16 protein-coding genes are annotated in these 19,030 nt (G+C 68.1%); 8 read left to right on the top strand and 8 right to left on the bottom strand.

Annotation, left to right across the window (positions count from 1 at the left end; genetic code table 11):
- Positions 1 to 10 precede the first annotated feature (10 nt).
- The 3 genes from ACF66B_RS19885 to ACF66B_RS19895 all read right to left on the bottom strand — a co-directional run bounded on the left by ACF66B_RS19885 (position 11) and on the right by ACF66B_RS19895 (position 3,341).
- Positions 11 to 928 carry a carbohydrate ABC transporter permease gene (locus tag ACF66B_RS19885; protein ID WP_111430623.1) on the bottom strand — a complete coding sequence of 306 codons (918 nt, stop codon included), beginning with the start codon at positions 926 to 928 and terminating at the stop codon, positions 11 to 13.
- Positions 929 to 1,111: 183 nt separating this feature from the next.
- The gene (locus ACF66B_RS19890; protein ID WP_111430624.1) at positions 1,112 to 2,374 is read right to left on the bottom strand and encodes an ABC transporter substrate-binding protein; all 1,263 of its coding nucleotides are present in this window, start codon (positions 2,372 to 2,374) and stop codon (positions 1,112 to 1,114) included.
- A gap of 58 nt (positions 2,375 to 2,432) precedes the next feature.
- A complete protein-coding gene (locus tag ACF66B_RS19895) occupies positions 2,433 to 3,341 on the bottom strand; it encodes an N-acetylmuramic acid 6-phosphate etherase (RefSeq protein WP_111430625.1) in 909 nt (302 codons plus the stop codon).
- 144 nt (positions 3,342 to 3,485) lie between these two features.
- Between ACF66B_RS19895 and ACF66B_RS19900 the strand changes: the two genes are divergently transcribed.
- The 5 genes from ACF66B_RS19900 to ACF66B_RS19920 all read left to right on the top strand — a co-directional run bounded on the left by ACF66B_RS19900 (position 3,486) and on the right by ACF66B_RS19920 (position 10,450).
- Complete coding sequence (locus ACF66B_RS19900; RefSeq protein WP_111430626.1) at positions 3,486 to 4,337, top strand: BadF/BadG/BcrA/BcrD ATPase family protein; 852 nt, start codon at positions 3,486 to 3,488, stop codon at positions 4,335 to 4,337.
- A complete protein-coding gene (locus tag ACF66B_RS19905; protein WP_111430627.1) occupies positions 4,334 to 5,113 on the top strand; it encodes a GntR family transcriptional regulator in 780 nt (259 codons plus the stop codon). The genes ACF66B_RS19900 and ACF66B_RS19905 overlap by 4 nt, the downstream gene beginning before the upstream one ends.
- Positions 5,114 to 5,206: 93 nt before the next feature.
- On the top strand, positions 5,207 to 6,238 hold the full coding sequence (locus tag ACF66B_RS19910; RefSeq protein WP_111430628.1) for an SIS domain-containing protein: 1,032 nt from the start codon (positions 5,207 to 5,209) through the stop codon (positions 6,236 to 6,238).
- The gene (gene nagA / locus ACF66B_RS19915; protein ID WP_111430629.1) at positions 6,235 to 7,386 is read left to right on the top strand and encodes an N-acetylglucosamine-6-phosphate deacetylase; all 1,152 of its coding nucleotides are present in this window, start codon (positions 6,235 to 6,237) and stop codon (positions 7,384 to 7,386) included. The genes ACF66B_RS19910 and nagA overlap by 4 nt, the downstream gene beginning before the upstream one ends.
- Before the next feature lie 445 nt (positions 7,387 to 7,831).
- Complete coding sequence (locus tag ACF66B_RS19920; protein ID WP_111430630.1) at positions 7,832 to 10,450, top strand: M10 family metallopeptidase C-terminal domain-containing protein; 2,619 nt, start codon at positions 7,832 to 7,834, stop codon at positions 10,448 to 10,450.
- Between the two features lie 7 nt (positions 10,451 to 10,457).
- Here the strand turns inward: ACF66B_RS19920 and ACF66B_RS19925 are convergent, their stop codons facing one another.
- The 4 genes from ACF66B_RS19925 to ACF66B_RS19940 form a co-directional block, all read right to left on the bottom strand.
- A complete protein-coding gene (locus tag ACF66B_RS19925) occupies positions 10,458 to 11,201 on the bottom strand; it encodes an endonuclease/exonuclease/phosphatase family protein (protein ID WP_111430728.1) in 744 nt (247 codons plus the stop codon).
- 11 nt (positions 11,202 to 11,212) lie between these two features.
- Positions 11,213 to 12,598 (bottom strand): phospholipase D-like domain-containing protein, encoded by a 1,386-nt coding sequence (locus ACF66B_RS19930; protein WP_111430631.1) that lies wholly within the window; start codon positions 12,596 to 12,598, stop codon positions 11,213 to 11,215.
- A 201-nt stretch (positions 12,599 to 12,799) separates the two neighbouring features.
- The gene (locus ACF66B_RS19935; RefSeq protein ID WP_111430632.1) at positions 12,800 to 13,024 is read right to left on the bottom strand and encodes a hypothetical protein; all 225 of its coding nucleotides are present in this window, start codon (positions 13,022 to 13,024) and stop codon (positions 12,800 to 12,802) included.
- Positions 13,025 to 13,154: 130 nt separating this feature from the next.
- Positions 13,155 to 15,218, bottom strand: coding sequence for a ComEC/Rec2 family competence protein (locus tag ACF66B_RS19940; RefSeq protein WP_111430633.1), 2,064 nt, complete (start codon positions 15,216 to 15,218; stop codon positions 13,155 to 13,157).
- Positions 15,219 to 15,391: 173 nt separating this feature from the next.
- Between ACF66B_RS19940 and gltX the strand changes: the two genes are divergently transcribed.
- The 3 genes from gltX (at position 15,392) to ACF66B_RS19955 (ending at position 18,700) form a co-directional block, all read left to right on the top strand.
- Positions 15,392 to 16,819, top strand: a complete 1,428-nt coding sequence (gene gltX, locus ACF66B_RS19945) for a glutamate--tRNA ligase (RefSeq protein ID WP_111430634.1) — start codon at positions 15,392 to 15,394, stop codon at positions 16,817 to 16,819.
- A 104-nt stretch (positions 16,820 to 16,923) separates the two neighbouring features.
- On the top strand, positions 16,924 to 18,222 hold the full coding sequence (gene gltA, locus ACF66B_RS19950) for a citrate synthase (RefSeq protein ID WP_111430635.1): 1,299 nt from the start codon (positions 16,924 to 16,926) through the stop codon (positions 18,220 to 18,222).
- Complete coding sequence (locus ACF66B_RS19955; protein ID WP_111430636.1) at positions 18,206 to 18,700, top strand: YbaK/EbsC family protein; 495 nt, start codon at positions 18,206 to 18,208, stop codon at positions 18,698 to 18,700. Before gltA ends, ACF66B_RS19955 begins: the two co-directional genes overlap by 17 nt.
- Here ACF66B_RS19955 and ACF66B_RS19960 read toward each other — a convergent pair.
- Positions 18,690 to 19,028, bottom strand: coding sequence for an HNH endonuclease (locus tag ACF66B_RS19960; RefSeq protein WP_392665003.1), 339 nt, complete (start codon positions 19,026 to 19,028; stop codon positions 18,690 to 18,692). The two genes, ACF66B_RS19955 and ACF66B_RS19960, sit on opposite strands and share 11 nt — an antisense overlap.
- Between the last annotated feature and the right edge of the window lie 2 nt (positions 19,029 to 19,030).

Below are 19,030 nucleotides of genomic sequence, written 5' to 3' on the forward strand. Positions count from 1 at the left end.
GCGTGTCTCCTCAGAACTGGTAGCGGCGGAGCCGCGTCTGGATGCCGAAGAGGTAGAGGCAGACGCCGGCGAGGATGATGCCGAACATGGCGGTGGCGATGGTCGCGCCCATGTGCGGGTCGCCGAGCTGAAGCTGGAAGCCGAAGAAGGTGCGGTAGAGGAAGGTGCCGAGGATGTCGGTGGCGAAGTTCGGCCCGGCGAGCGCACCTTGCGTCACGTAGATGAGATCGAAGGCGTTGAAGTTGCCGACAAAGGTCAGGATCGAGATGATGCCGATCGAAGGCAGGATCAGCGGCAGCTTGATCTTCCAGAACTGCGACCAGCCGGTGATGCCGTCGATCTCCGCCGCCTCGAGCACTTCCTCGGGAATGGTGAGGAGGGCGGCATAGATCAGCATCATCGGGATGCCGACGAACTGCCAGACCGAGACGAGGGCGATGGTGGTGAGCGCGGTTTCCTCCTTGCCGAGCCAGGGGCCGAAGAGCGCCTTCAGGCCGACGGCATCGAGCATCGAGGGCGCTATGCCCCAGATGGGAGAAAGGATGAGCTTCCAGACGAAACCCACGATGACGAAAGAGAGAATCGTCGGAATGAAGATGGCGGTCCGGTAGAAGGCCGCGCCCCGGAGCTTCGGCGAGGAGAGCAGCGCGGCGAGCGCGACGCCGATCGGGTTCTGCACCACCATGTGGACGAGGAAGAACCAGGCATTGTTGCCGAGCGCATTCCAGAAGCTCTCCGACCAGCGGGGGTCGGTGAAGAGGATGCGGAAGTTGTCGAAGCCGACAAATTCGGTCGCGCCGTCGACCACGCGCCAGAGAGCGAGCTCGAGCGTGGCGAAGAGCGGCACGATCATGATCGCGGTGTAGACGATGACGGCGGGCGCGAGGAAGATGGGGATGTGCCAGCGGAAGGCTTTACGCTCTCTCAAGGCTTGCGTCCTTCTCGGGTGCGGGGGGTGTGCGCGGGCAGGCAGGCTTGCGCGACGGAAAAAAGCGGTGCCGGCGGCCGTCCGCGCTGGGGCGGATGCGGCCGGGCGGTCGGCACCGGGGGCGAGGCGGGGATCGGCGGTGGCCCCGGCCGGCGATCAGCACCGGCGGCCGGGGGCAAGCGGTCAGTTCTGCTGCTGCGGCGCGTACCAGCTCGCGAGACCTTCCTGCAGGCGCTCGGCGGCGGCCTCGGGCGTCTCGGTGCCGCGGATCACGTTGGCCGAGGCGTTCCAGGTCTCGTTCTCGAGATTGGGCGTGCCGCGGGAGAGGATCTGGTAGGTCGAGCGGATCGTGCTGGCACAGCTCTGCCGCCAGGAGATGAATTCCTGCGCGAGCGGATCCTCGAGCTCGACGGCGGCATCCGAGAGCGGGAAGAAGCCGGGCAGGGCGTTGGCGTAGAGGCTGGCGAATTCGGGCGAGCCCACCCAGTCGAGGAAGGCCTTTGCCTCTTCGGCATGGGGGGAGGCTGCGTTGAGGCCGAGCGCAATGTCCACATGGTCGGAGATGTAGCAGTCGTCGCCCTCGGCGGGCACCGGCGGCTTGAACGCGCCCATGTCGAACACGGCCTGGGTGTTGAAGCCGGAAATTTCCCAGGAACCCGCCGGGTAGATCGCGGCGCGGCCAAGGGTGAAGAGGTTCTGGCTGTCGGGATAGGTCTGGGCCTCGAAGCCGTCGCCGAGATAGGGGCCCCATTTGGCGAGCTGGCGGAAGGGATCGACCCATTCGGGATCGGTGAGCTTCTCGGTGCCCGCGATCAGCGCGAGGCGGCCTTCCTCGCCCTTCCAGTAGTTCGGGCCGATGTTCTGGTAGCCCATGGTGGCGGCTTCCCACTGGTCGTTGGTGCCCATCGCCATCGGAATGTAGGTGCCGTCTTCCTTGATCTTGTCGAGCACGGCGAAGAATTCGTCGACGGTCGCAGGCGGCTCGAGGCCGAGCTCGGCGAAGGCTTCCTTGTTGTAGATGAAGCCGTGGATCACCGAGGCCATCGGCACGCAGAAGGTCTGGGAGCCGTCATCGGTGGACCAGCCGGATTTGGCGACATCGGAGAAGTTCGCCATCGCGTCGAGATCGGTGAGGTCTGCGAGCTGGCCCTTCTGGAAAAGCTGGAGCGACGCATCGAACGGGCGGCAGGTGATGAGGTCGCCCGCGCTGCCCGCATCAAGCTTGGAGTTGAGCACGGCGTTGTATTCGGCCGGGGCGGAGGGGGTGAAGTTGAGCTTGATGCCAGGGTGGCTCGCCTCGAAGGCCGGGATGATGGTCTCCTGCCAGATCGGCAGGTCGTCGTTGCGCCAACTTTCGATGTTGAGTGTCACGTCCTCGGCCTGGGCGGTGGCGGCCGCGAGCAGTGTTGTGCCGAGAAGCGCGAGCTTCAGTCCGGTCTGGGTCATGGTAGTCTCCCGTTGTTCTGGCCCGGATCCGGGCGGTTCTGTTCTGGTTATTCTGTCTTCAGCTGTCTCTTGCCGCCGCCAGCGCGGCAAGGGCCGGGCCGAGGTGGCCCGCGGCCCGGGCGAGCAACGCCTCGGCGCGGGCAAGGCCCGGTGCGCCCGCGGCGATCAGGATGGCGGGCTTCACCGCGCCGGAGGCCTGGGCCAGGGCGGACTCGGCGACCGCGGCATCACACCCGGCGAGCTCGGCAACGATGCGCGCGGCGCGCTTGCGGAGTTTCTCGTTGTCGGCCACGAGATTGACCATCAGGCCCTCGTGGACATGGCCGAGGCGCAGCGCGGCGAGGGTCGAGAGCATGTTGAGCGCGATCTTCTGCGCGGTGCCCGCGCCCATGCGGGTCGAGCCCGCGACGATCTCGGGGCCGGAGTCGAGCAGGACGGCAATCGCGGCCTCCTCGAGGAGCGTGCTGCCTGCGACATTGGCGATGCCGACCACCGTGGCGCCGCGGGCGGCGGCCTCGCGGGCGACCGCGAGCGTGTAGGGGGTGGTGCCGCTGGCCGAGACGCAGATCGCGACATCGCGGGGCCCGAAGCCGAGGGCGTCGAGCGCGGCCGGGACATCGGCCGTGTCGTCTTCCACCGCGCCCTTCATGTGCAGAAGCGCCTCCGCCCCGCCCGCGAAGAGAACCGGCGTGCTTTCCGGCGCGAGGCCGTATGTGCCTGGGAGCTCCAGCGCATCGGCCATCGCCATAAGGCCGGCGCTGCCTGCACCGGCATAGGCGACGCGGCCACCGGCGGCGAGCGCCGCCGCGGCGGCCTCCGCGGCGCGCGCGAGGGCCGGGATCGCGGCCTCGACCGCAGCTGCGGCGTCGCGCTGCTGGCCGAGGAGGCGCGCAAGAACGGTCGCGGGGGCCTGGCCCTGAAGGCCTTCGGCCAATGCGTGTCTTGCCTCCGTTCGTGATGCAGTCATGTGATTCCCCCTGTTCCGTTGATAATGCCAAACAGATACCAATTGTCCAGAAAAATCTCACGCACGCAAAAAAACAAGGGATATCCAAGATTCCGCTTCTCATTTGGTATCGAATTGGTATCTTACAGCGAAAAGGGAGTCGATATGCGCCTCTACATGGGAATCGATGGCGGCGGCACGAGCTGCCGCGCTGTGGTGGCCGCCGCGGACGGGCCGGTGCTCGGGCGTGGCGCCGCGGGATCGGCAAATATCTGGTCCGATCCGGAGGGGGCGGCGGAGAGTATCCGCGCCGCCGCCATGGGCGCGCTCACCGAGGCAGGACATCCGGATGCGATCGGCGCGGTCGAGGCCGTGCTGGGCCTTGCGGGCGCGAACCTGCCGCAGGCGCGGGCGCGGATCGAGGGGCGGCTGCCCTTCGCGCGGGCCGGTCTCGAGAGCGATGCGGTGATCGCGCTCAAGGGCGCGCTCGGGGAAGAGGACGGCATCGTGCTCGTCACCGGCACCGGCTCGGTCTTCGGCGCGCAGCGCGGGGGCGCGATCAGGATGATCGGCGGCTGGGGCTTCCGGCTGGGCGATCAGGCCTCCGGCGCCTGCATGGGGCGCGATCTGCTGACGCGCGCGCTGCTCGCCCACGACGGGCTTGCCCCCGCCGATCCGCTGCTCCGCGAGGTGATCGCCGAAGCCGGCGGCCCGGCGGCGCTGGTGGCGCGGATGACGGATGCCCCGCCCGCGGAATATGGCCGCTACGTGCCGCGGCTTCTCGAGGCGGCGGCACGCGGCGAGGTCGCGGCCTGCGACATCCTGAGCGCGGCGGATGACGCGCTCGTTGCGGCGATCGAGCATCTGGGCGGCGGCGCGCTGCTGCCGATCTGTTTCCTCGGCGGGATCGGACCTGTCTTTGCCGAACGGCTTTCGGGGCGCTATCCCGGCCGGATCCAACCGCCGCGCGGCACCGCGCTCGACGGCGCGCTTGCCATGGCGCGGGCCGGAGCATGAGCCGCATCCCGGATCTCTTCGCGCCCGAGGCCTTCGAGGCGCATGACGGCGGGCCGCTCTATCTGCGGCTTTCGCGCCGGATCTCCGAGGCAATCGAGGCCGGCGCGCTCGAGCCCGGCGAGGTGCTGCCGTCCGAGCGGGAGATGGCGCATCTGACCGGGCTCAGCCGGGTGACCGTGCGCAAGGCGGTGCAGGCGCTGGTGAGCTCGGGCCATCTGGTGCAGCGCCGGGGCTCGGGCACCTATGTGGCGCCGCGGGTCGAGCGGGTGGAGCAGGCGCTTTCTCTGCTCACCTCGTTCTCGGAGGACATGGCGCGGCGGGGCAAGAGGGTGACCTCGGTCTGGCTTGCACGTGCGCTGCATTCCCCCTCGCCGGAAGAGACCATGGCGCTCGGGCTGGCTGCGGGCGACCGGGTCGCGCGGCTCGAACGGGTGCGCGAGGCCGATGGCGTGCCGCTCGCCATCGAGCGCGCCTCGCTGCCAGTGTCGATCCTGCCCGATCCGGTGGTGGTGGGAAGCTCGCTCTACGAGGTGCTGGCCGCACGCGGGCTGCAACCCTCCCGCGCGGTGCAGCGGATCTCGGCGGCGAATATCGGCGCGGCCGACGCGGAGCTTCTGGGCGTGCCGGTCGGCGCGGCGGGGCTTCGGATCGAGCGCATCTCCTATCTGCCCACCGGGCGCGTGGTGGAGTTCACACGCTCGCTCTACCGGGGCGATGCCTACGATTTCGCGGCCGAGCTCAGGATACCGGCACCGGAGGAGGGGCGGACCCAGTGACAGGGCCGCCGCCCGCCCAAAAGGGGCGGCCCGGAGCCGGACAAGGCCGGGGCGGTGCCCCGGCAGGACTTCAGGAATGACCAAGGTGAAACGATGAACATTGAGACGAAGATGCGGGCCGAAGTGCTCGAAATCCCCGAAGCGGCGGCGCGCTTCCTCGAGAAATCGCGCGGAGCCGTGGCCGAGGCCGGCGCGGCGATCCGCGCGCTTGATCCCGGCCTGATGGTGACGGTTGCGCGCGGCTCCTCCGATCATGCCGCCACATACTTCAAGTATGCCTCCGAGCTTCTTGCGGGCGTGCCTGTCGCATCGGTCGGGCCTTCGGTCGCCTCGATCTATCACCGGCCGCTCCGGGTCAGCGGTGCGGTCTGCATCGGCATCTCGCAATCGGGCCAGAGCCCGGACATCGTCGAGATGATGAAGAGCACGCGGCGGGGGGGCGGCCTCACCATTGCGGTGACGAATTTCGCCGACGCGCCGATGGCGGAGGCCTGCGCCCACACCCTGCCGCTGCAGGCGGGGCCGGAAAACGCGGTGGCGGCGACGAAGACCTTCGTCAACTCGGTGCTCGCGGGCCTCGCGCTCGCGGCGGAGTGGCGCGAGGACGCCGGGCTGCGCGCGGCCCTTGACGCTCTTCCCGAGCAGTTCGCCGCCGCGCTGGCCTGCGACTGGGACCCGCTTGCCGACCGGCTCGAGAAGGCGGGCTCGCTCTATGTGCTGGGCCGGGGGCCGGGGTTTGCCATCTCCAACGAGATGGCGCTGAAGTTCAAGGAGACCTGCGCGCTTCATGCCGAGAGCTATTCGGCAGCCGAGGTGCTGCACGGGCCGGCCGCCCTGGTGCAGGACCGCTTCCCGGTGCTGGCGCTCGGGGTGCAGGACGCAGCGCTGCCGCAGGTGATCGCCACCGCCGAGCGGCTGGCCGGGCAGGGCGCGGATGTCTTCCTGACCGCGGAGGGCGCGGGCGCACCGGTGGTGGCGCTGCCGTCGGTGGCCAGGGTACATCCGCTGACCGCGCCGCTCGTGCTCGTCGTCGCCTTCTACCGCTTCATCGAGGCGCTCGCCCAGCGACGCGGGCTCAATCCCGACGAGCCGCCGCATCTGCGCAAGGTCACGGTGACGATATGACACGCACGGTCTATTCCGGCGCTGCGGTGTTCGACGGGGCGCGGATGCATCACGATGCCGTGCTGGTGGTCGAAGGGTCGGAGATCGCCGGGATCCTGCCGGAGGCCGCCGCGCCCGAGGGGCCGCGGGTGGCGTTGTCGGGCGGCGTGCTCGCGCCGGGCTTTCTCGACCTGCAGGTCAACGGCGGCGGTGGGGAGATGCTCCATGGCGGCTCCGGTGTCGAGGGGATCGCGCGGATCTGCGCGGCCCATGCCCGGCTCGGAGTGACGGGGCTCCTGCCGACGCTCATCACCGACACGGCCGACGCGACGCAGGCGGTGATCGAGGCCGGGGTTGCGGCAGCGGAAGCCGGTGTGCCGGGGTTTCTCGGCCTCCATCTCGAGGGGCCGCATCTCGATCCGAAGCGGCACGGGGCGCATGACACGGCGCTCATCCGGCCGATGGAGGCCGCAGATCTCGAAATGCTCTGCGACGCGGCGGTGCGGCTCCCGGTGTTGAAGGTGACCGTCGCGCCGGAGGCGGTGAGCCTCGCGCAGGTCTCGGCGCTGGCGCGCGCAGGCGCGGTGGTGAGCCTCGGGCATTCGGACGGCCCCGCCGCCGAGGCCCTGCGCTATTTCGCCGCCGGGGCCTCGAACGTCACCCATCTCTTCAACGCGATGAGCCCGCTCACCCACCGCGAGCCGGGCCTTGCCGGCGCGGCTCTCGATCAGGATGTGAGCTGCGGGCTGATCGCGGACGGGGTACATGTGCTGCCGGCCGTCCTGCGGATTGCGCTCGCGGCGAAGCGCGGGCGGGACCGGGTGTTCTTGGTGACGGATGCAATGGCGGTGGCCGGAACGGATGCGGCGGAGTTCGAGCTCGGCGGGCGCAGGATCCTGCGCCGCGACGGGCGGCTGACGCTCGCCGACGGCACGCTTGCGGGCGCCGATGTGGACATGGCGCGCTCGATCCGGGTGCTCGTGAAAGATGCAGGTCTCGATCTCGCCGAGGCACTGCGGATGGCGACGGCCGTGCCGGCCTCGGTGATCGGCGAGTCCGGGCGACTCGGCTGTCTCGCCCGTGGCGGCCCGGCGGATTTCGTGCATCTCGATGCAGGCCTCCGGCTTGCCGGCGTCTGGCGCGCAGGCAGACCCGTGGCGCTCGCCTGACGCCCGCGCAGCCTGCGCGGCGGGCCGGGAATCGTTTGTTGACGGGAACTTACCGACGCGCCTTGAAATAGCCGCATCAGGGCCGCTCCGCGCGTTAAGGAAGGTGAACCGGTTTACGGGCGCGGCGCCGCCCGCGCACCCGTTCGCCGGCGGCGGGCACGCCTGGATCACAGGCCCGGTCCCGGCCAAGGGGCCGGAATCCGGCGGCTTTTGTGCCGTTGTGGGAGATCGGTGACACTCCGGCGGCCTAACCCCCAATCCGAATCAAATATGCATCTGATTTTACTCGTAAACTCTGCCGGCTGCCCTTGCTTCAAATCGCCGAGAGGACGGCGCATTCCCACGCCATAGGACCGCGATACGAATCCTCATTGCCGGGGTTCGCCGGATCGCTATGTGAAGGACATGTGGCGCGCCGCGGGGGCGGTGGTGCGAGGGGGCAGAAATGTTTGATTCCGACACGGACGAGGCGGGTCATGCCGATGACCTGCCCCTGTTTCTGAACACGACCGGAACCGGTGAGGGCGATTTCGGCGCGCCTCTTGCACCGGCGGCAGCTCCGCCCGCAAGCGTGCTGGCCGCACTCGAGTGCGGCAACTATTGGACGACAACGTCACTCACCTTCGGCTTCACCACCTCGACCTCGCAATATGAGAGCGGCGAGGCGGCCAACGGAGAGCTTTCATCCTTCTCTGCCTTCTCCGCCTCGGGCAAGGCCATCATGCGCAGCGTTCTGGCGCAGTGGGATGAAGTCTCATCGCTCAACCTTAGCGAGATTTCTGGCAGCGCCAATCCTGTCATGAAGATCGCGGGCTCGACGGCACGGCCGACGGCCTGGGCCTATCAGCCGACCTCGCATCCGGCGGGCGGTGACATCTGGGTCAACGGCAACAATACCGGGGCCTTCTTCTCGGGCAGCTCGGACCCCTCCGGGCGGATCGGGAGCTATGCCTATCATACGGCGCTCCACGAAGCGGGGCACGCGCTCGGCCTCGACCATCCGCATGATGGCGCGAGCGTGATGCCGCTGCAGTATGATGCGATGGAATACACCGTGATGAGCTACCGCTCCTATGTGGGGCACGGGCTCACCGGCTATACCAACGAGACCTTCGGCTTCGCGCAATCGCTGATGATGCTCGACATCGCCGCGATCCAGGACATCTACGGCGCCGATTATTCAACGCGGAGCGGCAACACGACCTATGCCTTCAACCCGACCACCGGCGAGATGAAGATCGACGGCGTTTCGGCGGGCGTTCCCGGCGCGAACCGGATCTTCCGCACGATCTGGGACGGCAACGGCACCGACACGCTCGATTTCTCGCTCTATGCGACGAACATCAGCGTCAATCTCAACCCCGGCATGGGCGTCGATCTCGATGTCGGCGGCACGGCGCAGAAGGCGCAACTCGGCTACACCTCCGGCAGCTATGTCTATGCGAGCTACAATATCTACATGTCGCTGCTCGATCAGGGCGACACGCGGAGCCTGATCGAGGGCGCGGTTTGCGGCACGGGCAACGACATCCTGATCGGCAATGACGCCGACAACACCTTCTGCGGCGGGCTCGGCTATGACGTGCTCACCCTCGGGGCCGGAGCGGACACCATCACCGGCACGGTTGCAGAGCTCGTCGGCGACAGGGTCACGGATTTCACCGCCGCCGACCGGATCATCGGGACCGATCTCGACCCGCAGAAGCAGCTCGTGGTCGGGGCGGACGGGCTCATCGCACTGGCCGATGCAGACAGCCCGACGCCGGAGCCGCCCGATGCGCCGGACGAGCCGAGCGAACCCGAGGTGGTCGATCCTCATACCGCGCGGGTCGTTGTGCTCACCGCGCTGCGGGATACCTTTGCCTCTGCCGGCAGCGAAGATGTCACGGTGGCCGGTCTCGGCAATGCCGACCGCATCATCACCCGCGGCGGGGCCGACTGGCTGATCGGGGGCGACGGCAACGACAATCTCAGCGCCGGGGCGGGCAATGACACGCTCGAGGGAGATACGGGCAACGACCGGCTGGACGGCGGGGACGGGGACGATCTCGCGCTCGGCGGCACGGGCCGGGACACGATCTATGGCCGTTTCGGCAACGACCGGATCTATGGCGGTGCGGATGCCGACAATCTGCGCGGCGATCACGGGCAGGACAGCCTCTCGGGCGGCGCCGGAAACGACCGGCTCGACGGGGGGTATCACGAGGATCTGCTCTACGGCGGCGCGGGCAACGACCAGCTTCGGGGCGGCAACGGCGCAGACACGCTCTGCGGTGGCGCCGGATCGGACACGATCGATGGCGGGCGCGGCGCCGACTGCCTGGTCTTCCATGCCGACGACACCGGCACGGACCTCGTCCGAGGTTTCCGCATCGCCGAGGGCGACACCCTCGAGATCAACAACTTCACGGGCGGCTTCGAGGATCTTCAGATCTCGGAATACCGCCGGAGCGCGATGATCACCTTCGAGAACGGCGGCAAGATCATCCTCGACCGGGTCCAGACCGCGAGCCTTACCGCGGATCAGTTCGCTTTCCATGCCGGAGATGCCACCGACCGCGATCTGCCCGAGGTGACGCTCGGCGGGTTCAGCGATCCCGGCGCAGCGATAACCAGCCTCACCGACGGGAACGACACGCTCCGGCTCAGCGCCACGCACGGCATGGAAATCGACATGCTCGCCGGCAACGACACGCTGACCGCCGGCCGCGGCGCGGACACGATCCGGGGCGGCGCGGGCAACGACTACCTCAGCGGCGGCAGCGGCAATGACGAGATCTCGGGCGGCAGCGGCGCGGATGTGCTCTTCGGCCAGAGCGGCCGGGATGTCTTCGTCTTCAGCGCGAGCGATCTCGACGGAGCGGAAACGGATATCGTGCGCGATTTCAGCTGGAAATATGATCGGATCCGGCTCGAGGGGTTCTCGGCCGATTCCGTCGATGACCTGGTCTTCGGGGTCGATAACCGGCGGGCGCAGCTGGTGGTGGACGATCAGACAATCGTGTTCCAGAACCTCCGCAATGCGGATATCTTTCACACGCATGACCTGATCGATTTCGCCTGAAGTGACCTCAGCCGCCGTCGACCGAAAGCGGCGGCGGTGTGAGGTCGAGGTCGATCCAGATCGGGAAATGATCGGAGGCCAGTCGGCTCGTGGCACTGATATGCACGCCGGTGGCAGCGCGGCCGAGTTCGCGGGAGAGCGCGAAGCGGTCGAGCGAGGCCATTAGGCGGCGGACGTGGAAGGTCTTGCCCGGGGTCACGATCTCGTAGTGGCGCGCGAGGCGGCCGAGCCCCTCGCGCTCCGACCATTCGTTGAAATCACCGCCGATCACCGTGGGCAGGCCCGGAAGGTTGGTGAGCCGGGCGTTGAGCGCATCGAGCTGCGAGCGGCGCGAGGTGCGCAGGAGGCCGAGATGGGCCGCCACCACGCGCAGCCGCCGCCCACCGGTGTCGAGCTCGGCAATCACCGCGCCGCGGGGCTCGAGGCCGGGCAGATCGATCTGGATCACGGGGCCATGGAGCATGTCGGGCCGCGCGAGGATCGCGTTGCCGTGCCAGCCGAGGCTGCGGTCATTGCGGGCGACGAGGACGGGCACCAGCCCGGTGCGGGCCTCGATCACGTCCCGCGGCAGCACGGTGGGACGGCCGAAGAGGCGGAGGTCGGCCTCCTGGAGCAGCACGATATCGGGGGAAAGCTCGGCCACCACGTCGAGCACGCGGCCTGGCCGGCGGCGGCGGTCGGTACCGACCGCCTTGCGGATATTATAGCTCACGACGCGCAGTTTCGACGTGAGCCGGCTCTTCTCTTTCATCGGCATGTCCTTCAAAGCACGGGGGCCGCAAGGCGGAAGGCGCCCTCGGCGATGCGCCGGGGCAGGCTTGCCTGCGGCGGTCCTTCGCTGCAGAGCCCGCACTGGTCCTCGAACCAGCGCTCGAGGTGCGCCACGGTTCCCGCGTCATAGGCAAAGAGCGCCGCCTCGAAGTTGAGATACATCGAGCGGACGTCGAAATTCGCCGAACCGAGCCAGGCAAAATCGTCGATGATCCCGGCCTTGGCATGGATCATCCGGCGGTCGCGGGTGAGGAAGACCCGGCCGCCGGCATCGGCAAGCCCGCGGATGTAGATGCCGCGGGCGAGATCGGCGAGGGTCTGATTCGACTTCGCGGGCACGAGCAGGCGGACGTCGAGCCCCCGCAGCGTCGCGATGTTGAGCGCGTGCGCGAGCTGATCGGTCGGCAGGTAGTAGGGTGTGACGATCCAGACCCGGCTCTCGGCGCGGTGGATCGCGGCGACGAGCCCGTCGTGGAGCGTGTCGCCCGAGATGTCCGGGCCCGAGGGGATCGGCTGGAGCACGGCGTTGCCCTCCCGGACGGCCGCGCAGCGGATCTCTGAGGGCTGGATTTCCCCGGCCTCGGGAGCGGCCCGGCGATGGGCGGCGTCGAGATCGGAGGCCAGGATGTCGGAATAGGCGCGGATGGCCGGGCCTTGGAGCGCGAAGGACAGGTCGGTCCAGAGGGCGGGCGCCGCGGCGTTGGCCGACATGTAGGCGCGGCCGACGTTCATGCCGCCCGCAAACACCCGGCAGCCGTCGGCGACGAGCGTCTTGCGGTGGTTGCGGAGGTTGAGGCGCCCCCGGCCGGGCAACCCGAGGAAGGGCGAGGAGAAGAGCACCTCGCCGCCGGCCTCGCGGAGCCGCTCGAGCGCCTGACGCGGCCGGGAGAGCCCGCCGAAGCGGTCGATCATCAGGCGCACACGAATGCCCTCACGGGCACGTCGGGTGAGAAGCTCGACGAAGGCCCGGCCGATCTCGTCATTCTCGACGATGTAGAATTCCGCGTCGATGGTATGCTCCGCGCCCGTGATGAGGCGGTTGAGGCCCGTGAAGGCGGTGGCCCCATCCTCGAAGATCTCGATCCGGTTGCCACTGCGCGCGCCCGGCATACCGAGTTCGCGGAAGAAGATATCCATGGCTGCGGCCGGGGGCTCGATCCGGTCGGGTTCGGAGAAGTTGAGGTGGGAGGCGCGGTAGGGCTTGCGGACGCCGAAGGCGAGAAACATCGGCAGCGCAAGATACGGCAGCAGGAAGACGAAGAGCAGCCAGGCGGCGGTCGATTGCGGCGAGCGGCGCTGCTGGACGAGAAGCAGCACGGCAAAGAGCGCGAGGGTTCCCCCGAAGACGATCTCGAGATGGGCCGTTAGCCAGGTCACCGGCGACCTCCGTTGCTCGGGGGACCGTGTTCGGGGGCGGGTTTCGCGCGCATTCCGGAAGCCTCGTTGCTCGATCCGGCCGCGGGCGCACGGACGGATAATCTGGGAACTCGCCTGACTGTGCATCGCGATGCGGGGGGGTCAATGCGGAAGTGCAGGATGGAGCGGGATTTGGCGTCCATCTAAATAACATAACTAACATTATGCCGATATTTTCTGGCAGGCGGTCGCTGTGCGCAGCGGCTGGATCGTGTCGGAACTCAGATTTCGCGTCAGATCCCGGAATGCCTCGTCCGAGATCGGGCGAAGTCCCATCGCGCGTCCGACATTGAGCTGCCAACTGATGGTAGCGAAACGATCCCGGTGGTATTTGCCGCTGAATACCAGCTTCTTTAACTCGAGACCGGCGGAGCGATCCTGAGCCATCTTCGGTCATGCGCACGGCTTCGCAGGCTGGAGCCCTGCCGGCGATCGGCCCCCCCTGACGCACCGCCTGTCATGAAAGAGAGAGGCGTGCCACGCCCGCGAAAGGTTGCCGCATCGGTCCAGGGGCAAATCAGAAGTCGGGTCGGGTCCAGGGGCGGTCGGGGCTGCTGGTCCGGGCGCCGGTGACGCGGAGGCGGCCGTCCTCCCGCCGGATGGCGAGCGCACCCTCCCGGCGCAGGCGTTCGGCGCCGATGAAGAGGCAGCGCCCGCCGGGGCTTTCGCGCCAGCCGGGCGCGATGAGGATAGCCGCGCCCTCGCAGGTCTCGGCGGCATCCACGGGCGGCTTGCTGCTGCCGAGATAGATGATGCGGCCGCCGTCCGGCCCGCCCGGGAGATCCATCGCGGCGAAGCCCCGGCGGCGCTCCATGCCGCTCCGGGCATAGGCTTCGGCCTGGGGCGCGGCGTCGCCGTCATTGCCGAGCCAGATCGAGGCCGCGAAGCTGTTGCCGCTCGCCGAATTCACCACGCGGCCCGCAGGGCTTTGGACGCCAAAGAGCCGGCCGTTTTCGGCGACGAGCACATCCGGCCGATCCGCTGCGGCCCAGAGGCCAAAGCCGAGCGCAAGCGGCAGGAGGGCAAGACTCCTGCCCCGGCCGACCCAGAGCACGGCGAAGATGCCGCCGAAGGCAATGAGCGCAAGGGCTGCGGGCGGTCCCGCCGGAATCGCCCGGACCGCACCGCCGAGCCCTGCAACAAAGGTTGCGACGGCAAGGATGTAATCGATGCCGAGCCCCATGATCCGGAGCGCGAGGGGCGCCAGGCCGATGGGCGCGAGAAGGCCCGCCAGCACGCCGGCAGGCATCACCACGAGCCCCATCGCAGGCACGGCAAGGATGTTGGCGAGCAGCCCGTATTGCGACAGCGTGTTGAAATGGAAGGCGGAGATCGGCGCAGTCGCAAGCCCCGCCACGAAGGACGTCGCGGCGACGCCGATCACCGGCCGCACGAAGCGCCAGCGCGGATCGGTCTGTGTCTCGCGCCACCAGGCCCGCCCGCGCAGCCATTCGAAGGCGGCGATGAGCGCGGTGGTGGCGGCAAAGGACATCTGGAATCCCGCCTCGGTGAGGCTCTCGGGTTCCCGGACCAGAATGATGGTGGCGGCGAGCGCCACCGAGCGCAGGGTGAGCGCGGGCCGGTCGAGCAGGACGGCGACGAGCACCACGGCGGTCATGATGAAGGCGCGTTGGGTCGCGACACTCGCCCCCGAGAGCGCGAGATAGGCCGCCGCTGCACCGAGCGCGACAACGGCCGCGATCTTCTTGGTGTTGTACCAGAGCGCGATGCGGGGCACGAGCGCGAGGCCGCGGCGGATGGCGGCGAAGACGAAGCCCGCGAGCAGGCCCATGTGGAGACCCGAGATCGCGAGAAGATGGGCGAGGTTCGAGCGGCGGAGCGCGGTAACGTCCTCGGGAGAGACGGCGGAGCGATCACCGGTCAGCAGGGCCGCGGCGAAACCGCCGGTCGGACCGGGCAGCGCGGCCTGGATCGCGCGGGAGAGCGCGATGCGGGTGGCGAAGAGCCCCTGCCGCCAGCCACCGCCTTCGGCACGGCGCTCGAGGAAGGGCGTGTTGCTGTAGCCGATCGCGCCGAGCGCCTCGAACCAGGCATAGCGACGGAAGTCGAAGCCGCCGGGCTCGGCCGGTGCGGAGGGGGGCGAGAGCCGGGCCTGGCCAAGGATGCGCAGACCGGGCTGGAGCACGTCCGCTGGCGTCGCGGGGTCGAGCGAGATGCGGACACGCGCGGGCGTGCGCAAGGGGTCGAGGCCATAGATGATGACGTGATCGAGAGTGACGCGGGGCCGGTCGCTCGCCGAGCGATCAAGCCCGACCACCCTGCCCTCCACATTCACCGTCATGGCGCGGGACAGCACGGGCGCGCCGACCTCGTGGGTGCGCCATCCGGCAAGGCAGAGGCCGAGGAGCGGCAGGAGCGCGGCGAGAATGACGACGCGGGCCATCGGCCCGGCCCGCAGGAGCGAGCCCGCACCCATTGCGACGAGCGCCCCTAGGGTTGCAAACATCCAGGGCTCCGGTTCGCGCGGCAGGGCGAAATAGACGCCTATGCCTAGCCCCAGAAACACCGGGATCCAGAGCGGCAGGTTACGGCGCTGGGATTCGGCAAGGGCGGTCAGCATGATGCGAGTTCCGCGGGCGTGCAGGGAAGCGGTTCGGACGGAGCGCCTCCGCTCCGGGCTCCCGCGCCCGCAGATGCCGGTGTGCGATGCCGCCGGGCCACCTCCCTTGTTCTCCCGTCCGGAAATCGCCTAAGAGAACGCTAATCCGACCAAGGTTGCCGAGAGGTTAACGAATGCCCGCTCCCAAACCCGTCGTCACGCGCTTCGCCCCCTCGCCCACTGGCTATCTTCATATCGGCGGCGCGCGCACGGCACTCTTCAACTGGCTCTATGCCCGGCACATGGGCGGCCGCTTCCTCCTGCGGATCGAGGATACCGACCGCGCCCGTTCGACGCCCGAGGCAACCGCGGCGATCTTCGAGGGGCTCCGCTGGCTCGGGCTCGACTGGGACGGCGAGCCGGTCAGCCAGTTCGAGCGCGCCGGGCGCCATGCGGAGGTCGCGGCGGAGATGCTGGCGGCCGGGAAGGCCTACCGCTGCTATGCGACGCCCGAGGAGATCGCTGCCTTCCGCGAGGCGGCGAAGGCGGAGGGGCGCCCGCCTCTCTTCCTCTCGCCCTGGCGCGATGCCGATCCGGCAAGCGCTCCCGAGGGCGCGCCGTTCGCCGTGCGGCTGAAGGCGCCGCGCGAGGGCGTGACGGTGGTGCGCGACGAGGTGCAGGGCGAAGTCACCTGGCGGAACGAGACGCTCGACGACCTCATTCTGCTGCGCTCGGACGGCACCCCGACCTACATGCTTGCGGTGGTGGTGGACGATCACGACATGGGCGTGACCCACGTTATCCGCGGCGATGACCACCTGACCAACACCGCGCGCCAGACGCTGATCTATCAGGCGATGGGCTGGGACGTGCCGGTCTTTGCCCATATCCCGCTCATCCACGGGCCGGACGGCAAGAAGCTTTCCAAGCGCCATGGCGCACTTGGGGTCGAGGCCTATCGGGAGATGGGCTACCTGCCCGAAGCGATGCGCAACTATCTCGCCCGGCTCGGCTGGAGCCACGGCGACGAGGAGTTCTTCACAACGCCGCAGGCGGTGGAGTGGTTCGACCTGCCGCAGATCGGGAAATCGCCGGCGCGATTCGACTTCGCGAAGCTGGAGAATCTCTGCGGACAACATATTCGTGCCTCGGAAGATGATGTCCTGCTCGCCCATATCGAGGATTATCTTGCAGCGCATGGTCACGCCCCCCTGCCCGATCGGGTGCGTGCGCAGGTTCTGAGGGCCATGCCCGGCCTCAAGGAGCGTGCGAAGACCATACCTCAACTCCTTGAAATGGCGAGGTTTGCAACCGAATCGAGACCCTTTGAGCCCGACGCCGCGGCCCGCAAGGCGCTCGCCAATGTATCCCAACGTATGCTCATTGATTTGACCTCGCGCCTGCAACATGCTAGCTGGACCGCGAGTGAGCTGGAGGGTGTCGTGCGCGAATTTGCACAAGCGGAATCCCTGGGCCTCGGCAAGATCGCCCAGCCGCTGCGCGCCGCATTGACCGGCCGCACCGTCTCGCCAAGTGTCTTCGACATGATGGAAATCCTCGGAAAAGAAGAGTCCTTGGCCCGGATCGAGGATTGTGCGGAGGCGCTCACCACGAATTCCTGATGCCCGACGGGCCCCAGGGGCAATCGCGGCGCGGACCGGCTCCCGCCGCCGCGGATAACAGGGTGGCCGCAGTCCCGGCGGACCCAAGACAGAGGGAAAGACGCATGCACGACCAGTCCACAGAGAGCGCCAAGCTGACCCTGAAGGGCACTACCTACGACCTCCCCGTCTATTCTGGAACGATCGGCCCGGACGTTATCGACATCGGCAAGCTCTACGCTGAGGCTGGCGTCTTCACCTTCGACCCCGGATACACCTCCACCGGGTCCTGCGAGAGCTCGATCACCTATATCGACGGCGAGAAAGGGGAGCTTCTCTACCGCGGATATCCGATCGAGCAGCTCGCGGAGAAATCCCACTTCCTGGAAGTCTGCTATCTGCTTCTTTACGGTGAGCTGCCGACCGCCGCACAGATGGAAGACTTCGAGACCCGTGTGACCAACCACACGATGCTTCACGAGCAGCTGGCTTACTTCTTCCGCGGCTTCCGGCGCGACGCGCATCCGATGGCCGTGGTCTGCGGCGCGATGGGCGCCATGTCGGCCTTCTATCACGACTCGACCGATATCAACGATCCCTGGCAGCGCGAAGTCGCGACCATCCGCATGATCGCGAAGATGCCGACGCTGGTCTCCTGGGCCTACAAGTATTCGATCGGCCAGCCGTTCGTGTATCCCAACAACTCGCTCGACTACGCCTCGAACTTCCTCAACATGTGCTTCTCGGTTCCGGCCGCGGAATACCACGTCGATCCGATCCTTTCCCGCGCGATGGACCGGATCTTCACTCTTCATGCCGATCACGAGCAGAACGCCTCGACCTCGACGGTGCGTCTTGCCTCCTCCTCGGGCGCGAACCCGTTCGCCTGTGTCGCGGCGGGTGTGGCCTGTCTCTGGGGTCCGGCGCATGGCGGTGCGAACGAGGCCTGCCTCAGGATGCTGCGCGAGATCGGCTCGGTCGACCGTATCCCGGAATACATCAAGAAGGCGAAGGACAAGGACGATCCGTTCCGCCTCATGGGCTTCGGACACCGGGTCTACAAGAACTTCGACCCGCGCGCGAAGGTGATGAAGCAGTCGGCGGACGAGGTGCTGGGCCTTCTCGGCATCGAGAACAACCCGACGCTGCAGGTTGCCAAGGAACTCGAGCGGATCGCGCTGGAAGACGAGTATTTCGTCGAGAAGAAGCTCTATCCGAACGTCGACTTCTACTCGGGCATCATCCTCGACGCGATGGGCTTCCCGACCTCGATGTTCACGCCGATCTTCGCGCTGGCGCGCACGGTCGGCTGGATCTCGCAGTGGAAGGAAATGCTCGAAGATCCGAAGGCGCGCATCGGGCGCCCGCGTCAGCTCTACACTGGTGCAGCCTTTCGCGACTACACGGATGTCGAGAACCGCTGAACCCAAGCGGAGCACATCGCTCCGCCGCGTGGTCGCCGAGGCCGAAGCACTTGGTCTCGGCATCACGCCGGTCCGGCTCGAGGATGGAACACGGACGGCCGCCGACGCGGCGGCCGCCTGCGGCTGCACGGTCGGGCAGATCGTGAAGTCGATCATCTTCCGCGTCGCGGAGAGCGACCGGCATGTGCTGTTCCTGACCGCCGGCGACAATCAGGTCGATCCTGCAAAGGCTGGCGCCCTGGTCGGTGCGCCGCTCGAGAAGGCTGATGCCGCAGGGATCCGCAAGCATACCGGATTTGCCATTGGCGGCGTCTCGCCGCTGGGGCATGTGACGCCGATCGAGACATTCTTCGATCCCGATCTGCTTTCCTATGACGTGGTCTGGGCCGCCGCCGGCACGCCGCACCACGTGTTTTCCGTCGCACCCCAGGCGCTGGCGGAAGCGCTTCGGCCGAAGGTCGCACCCTTTACCGCCTGACAGCCCTGCTCTGGCGGCGCCGGCCGCCGCCGGGCATCGGGGTGCGGGAACGGAAACCCGGACGGCGCTTCGCAACCCAGGCAATGAAGCGGGCAAGCCGGGGATGGCCACGCAGGGCATCAAGGCTCGCGTAGTCGCGGGCCAGTTCGGTTTCGGTCAGCGTCGCATGGATCTCCGCATGGCAGATCTGGTGCAGCAGCACCGTCTCGCCCCCCTTCCCGCCCCGGAGCTTCGGGACGAGATGGTGGCGGCTTTGCCGCACGCCGGGCGGGATCGGGCGGCTGCAAAGGCCGCAGAGCGGATCCTCCTCCATGCCATCTGCCGCCATGC

It is taken from the genome of Amaricoccus sp. B4, from assembly GCF_043226085.1.
GTDB lineage: Bacteria > Pseudomonadota > Alphaproteobacteria > Rhodobacterales > Rhodobacteraceae > Amaricoccus.

Excerpts from the sequence above, each read along its gene's own strand:
- ACF66B_RS19895 (WP_111430625.1), bottom strand. The coding sequence starts at position 3,341 with ATGACTGCATCACGAACGGAGGCAAGACACGCATTGGCCGAAGGCCTT.
- ACF66B_RS19910 (WP_111430628.1), top strand. The coding sequence starts at position 5,207 with ATGAACATTGAGACGAAGATGCGGGCCGAAGTGCTCGAAATCCCCGAA.
- gltX (WP_111430634.1), top strand. The coding sequence starts at position 15,392 with ATGCCCGCTCCCAAACCCGTCGTCACGCGCTTCGCCCCCTCGCCCACT.
- gltA (WP_111430635.1), top strand. The coding sequence starts at position 16,924 with ATGCACGACCAGTCCACAGAGAGCGCCAAGCTGACCCTGAAGGGCACT.
- ACF66B_RS19920 (WP_111430630.1), top strand. The coding sequence starts at position 7,832 with ATGTTTGATTCCGACACGGACGAGGCGGGTCATGCCGATGACCTGCCC.
- ACF66B_RS19940 (WP_111430633.1), bottom strand. The coding sequence starts at position 15,218 with ATGCTGACCGCCCTTGCCGAATCCCAGCGCCGTAACCTGCCGCTCTGG.
- ACF66B_RS19960 (WP_392665003.1), bottom strand. The coding sequence starts at position 19,028 with ATGGCGGCAGATGGCATGGAGGAGGATCCGCTCTGCGGCCTTTGCAGC.
- ACF66B_RS19890 (WP_111430624.1), bottom strand. The coding sequence starts at position 2,374 with ATGACCCAGACCGGACTGAAGCTCGCGCTTCTCGGCACAACACTGCTC.
- ACF66B_RS19900 (WP_111430626.1), top strand. The coding sequence starts at position 3,486 with ATGCGCCTCTACATGGGAATCGATGGCGGCGGCACGAGCTGCCGCGCT.
- ACF66B_RS19925 (WP_111430728.1), bottom strand. The coding sequence starts at position 11,201 with ATGAAAGAGAAGAGCCGGCTCACGTCGAAACTGCGCGTCGTGAGCTAT.
- ACF66B_RS19955 (WP_111430636.1), top strand. The coding sequence starts at position 18,206 with ATGTCGAGAACCGCTGAACCCAAGCGGAGCACATCGCTCCGCCGCGTG.
- ACF66B_RS19905 (WP_111430627.1), top strand. The coding sequence starts at position 4,334 with ATGAGCCGCATCCCGGATCTCTTCGCGCCCGAGGCCTTCGAGGCGCAT.
- nagA (WP_111430629.1), top strand. The coding sequence starts at position 6,235 with ATGACACGCACGGTCTATTCCGGCGCTGCGGTGTTCGACGGGGCGCGG.
- ACF66B_RS19935 (WP_111430632.1), bottom strand. The coding sequence starts at position 13,024 with ATGGCTCAGGATCGCTCCGCCGGTCTCGAGTTAAAGAAGCTGGTATTC.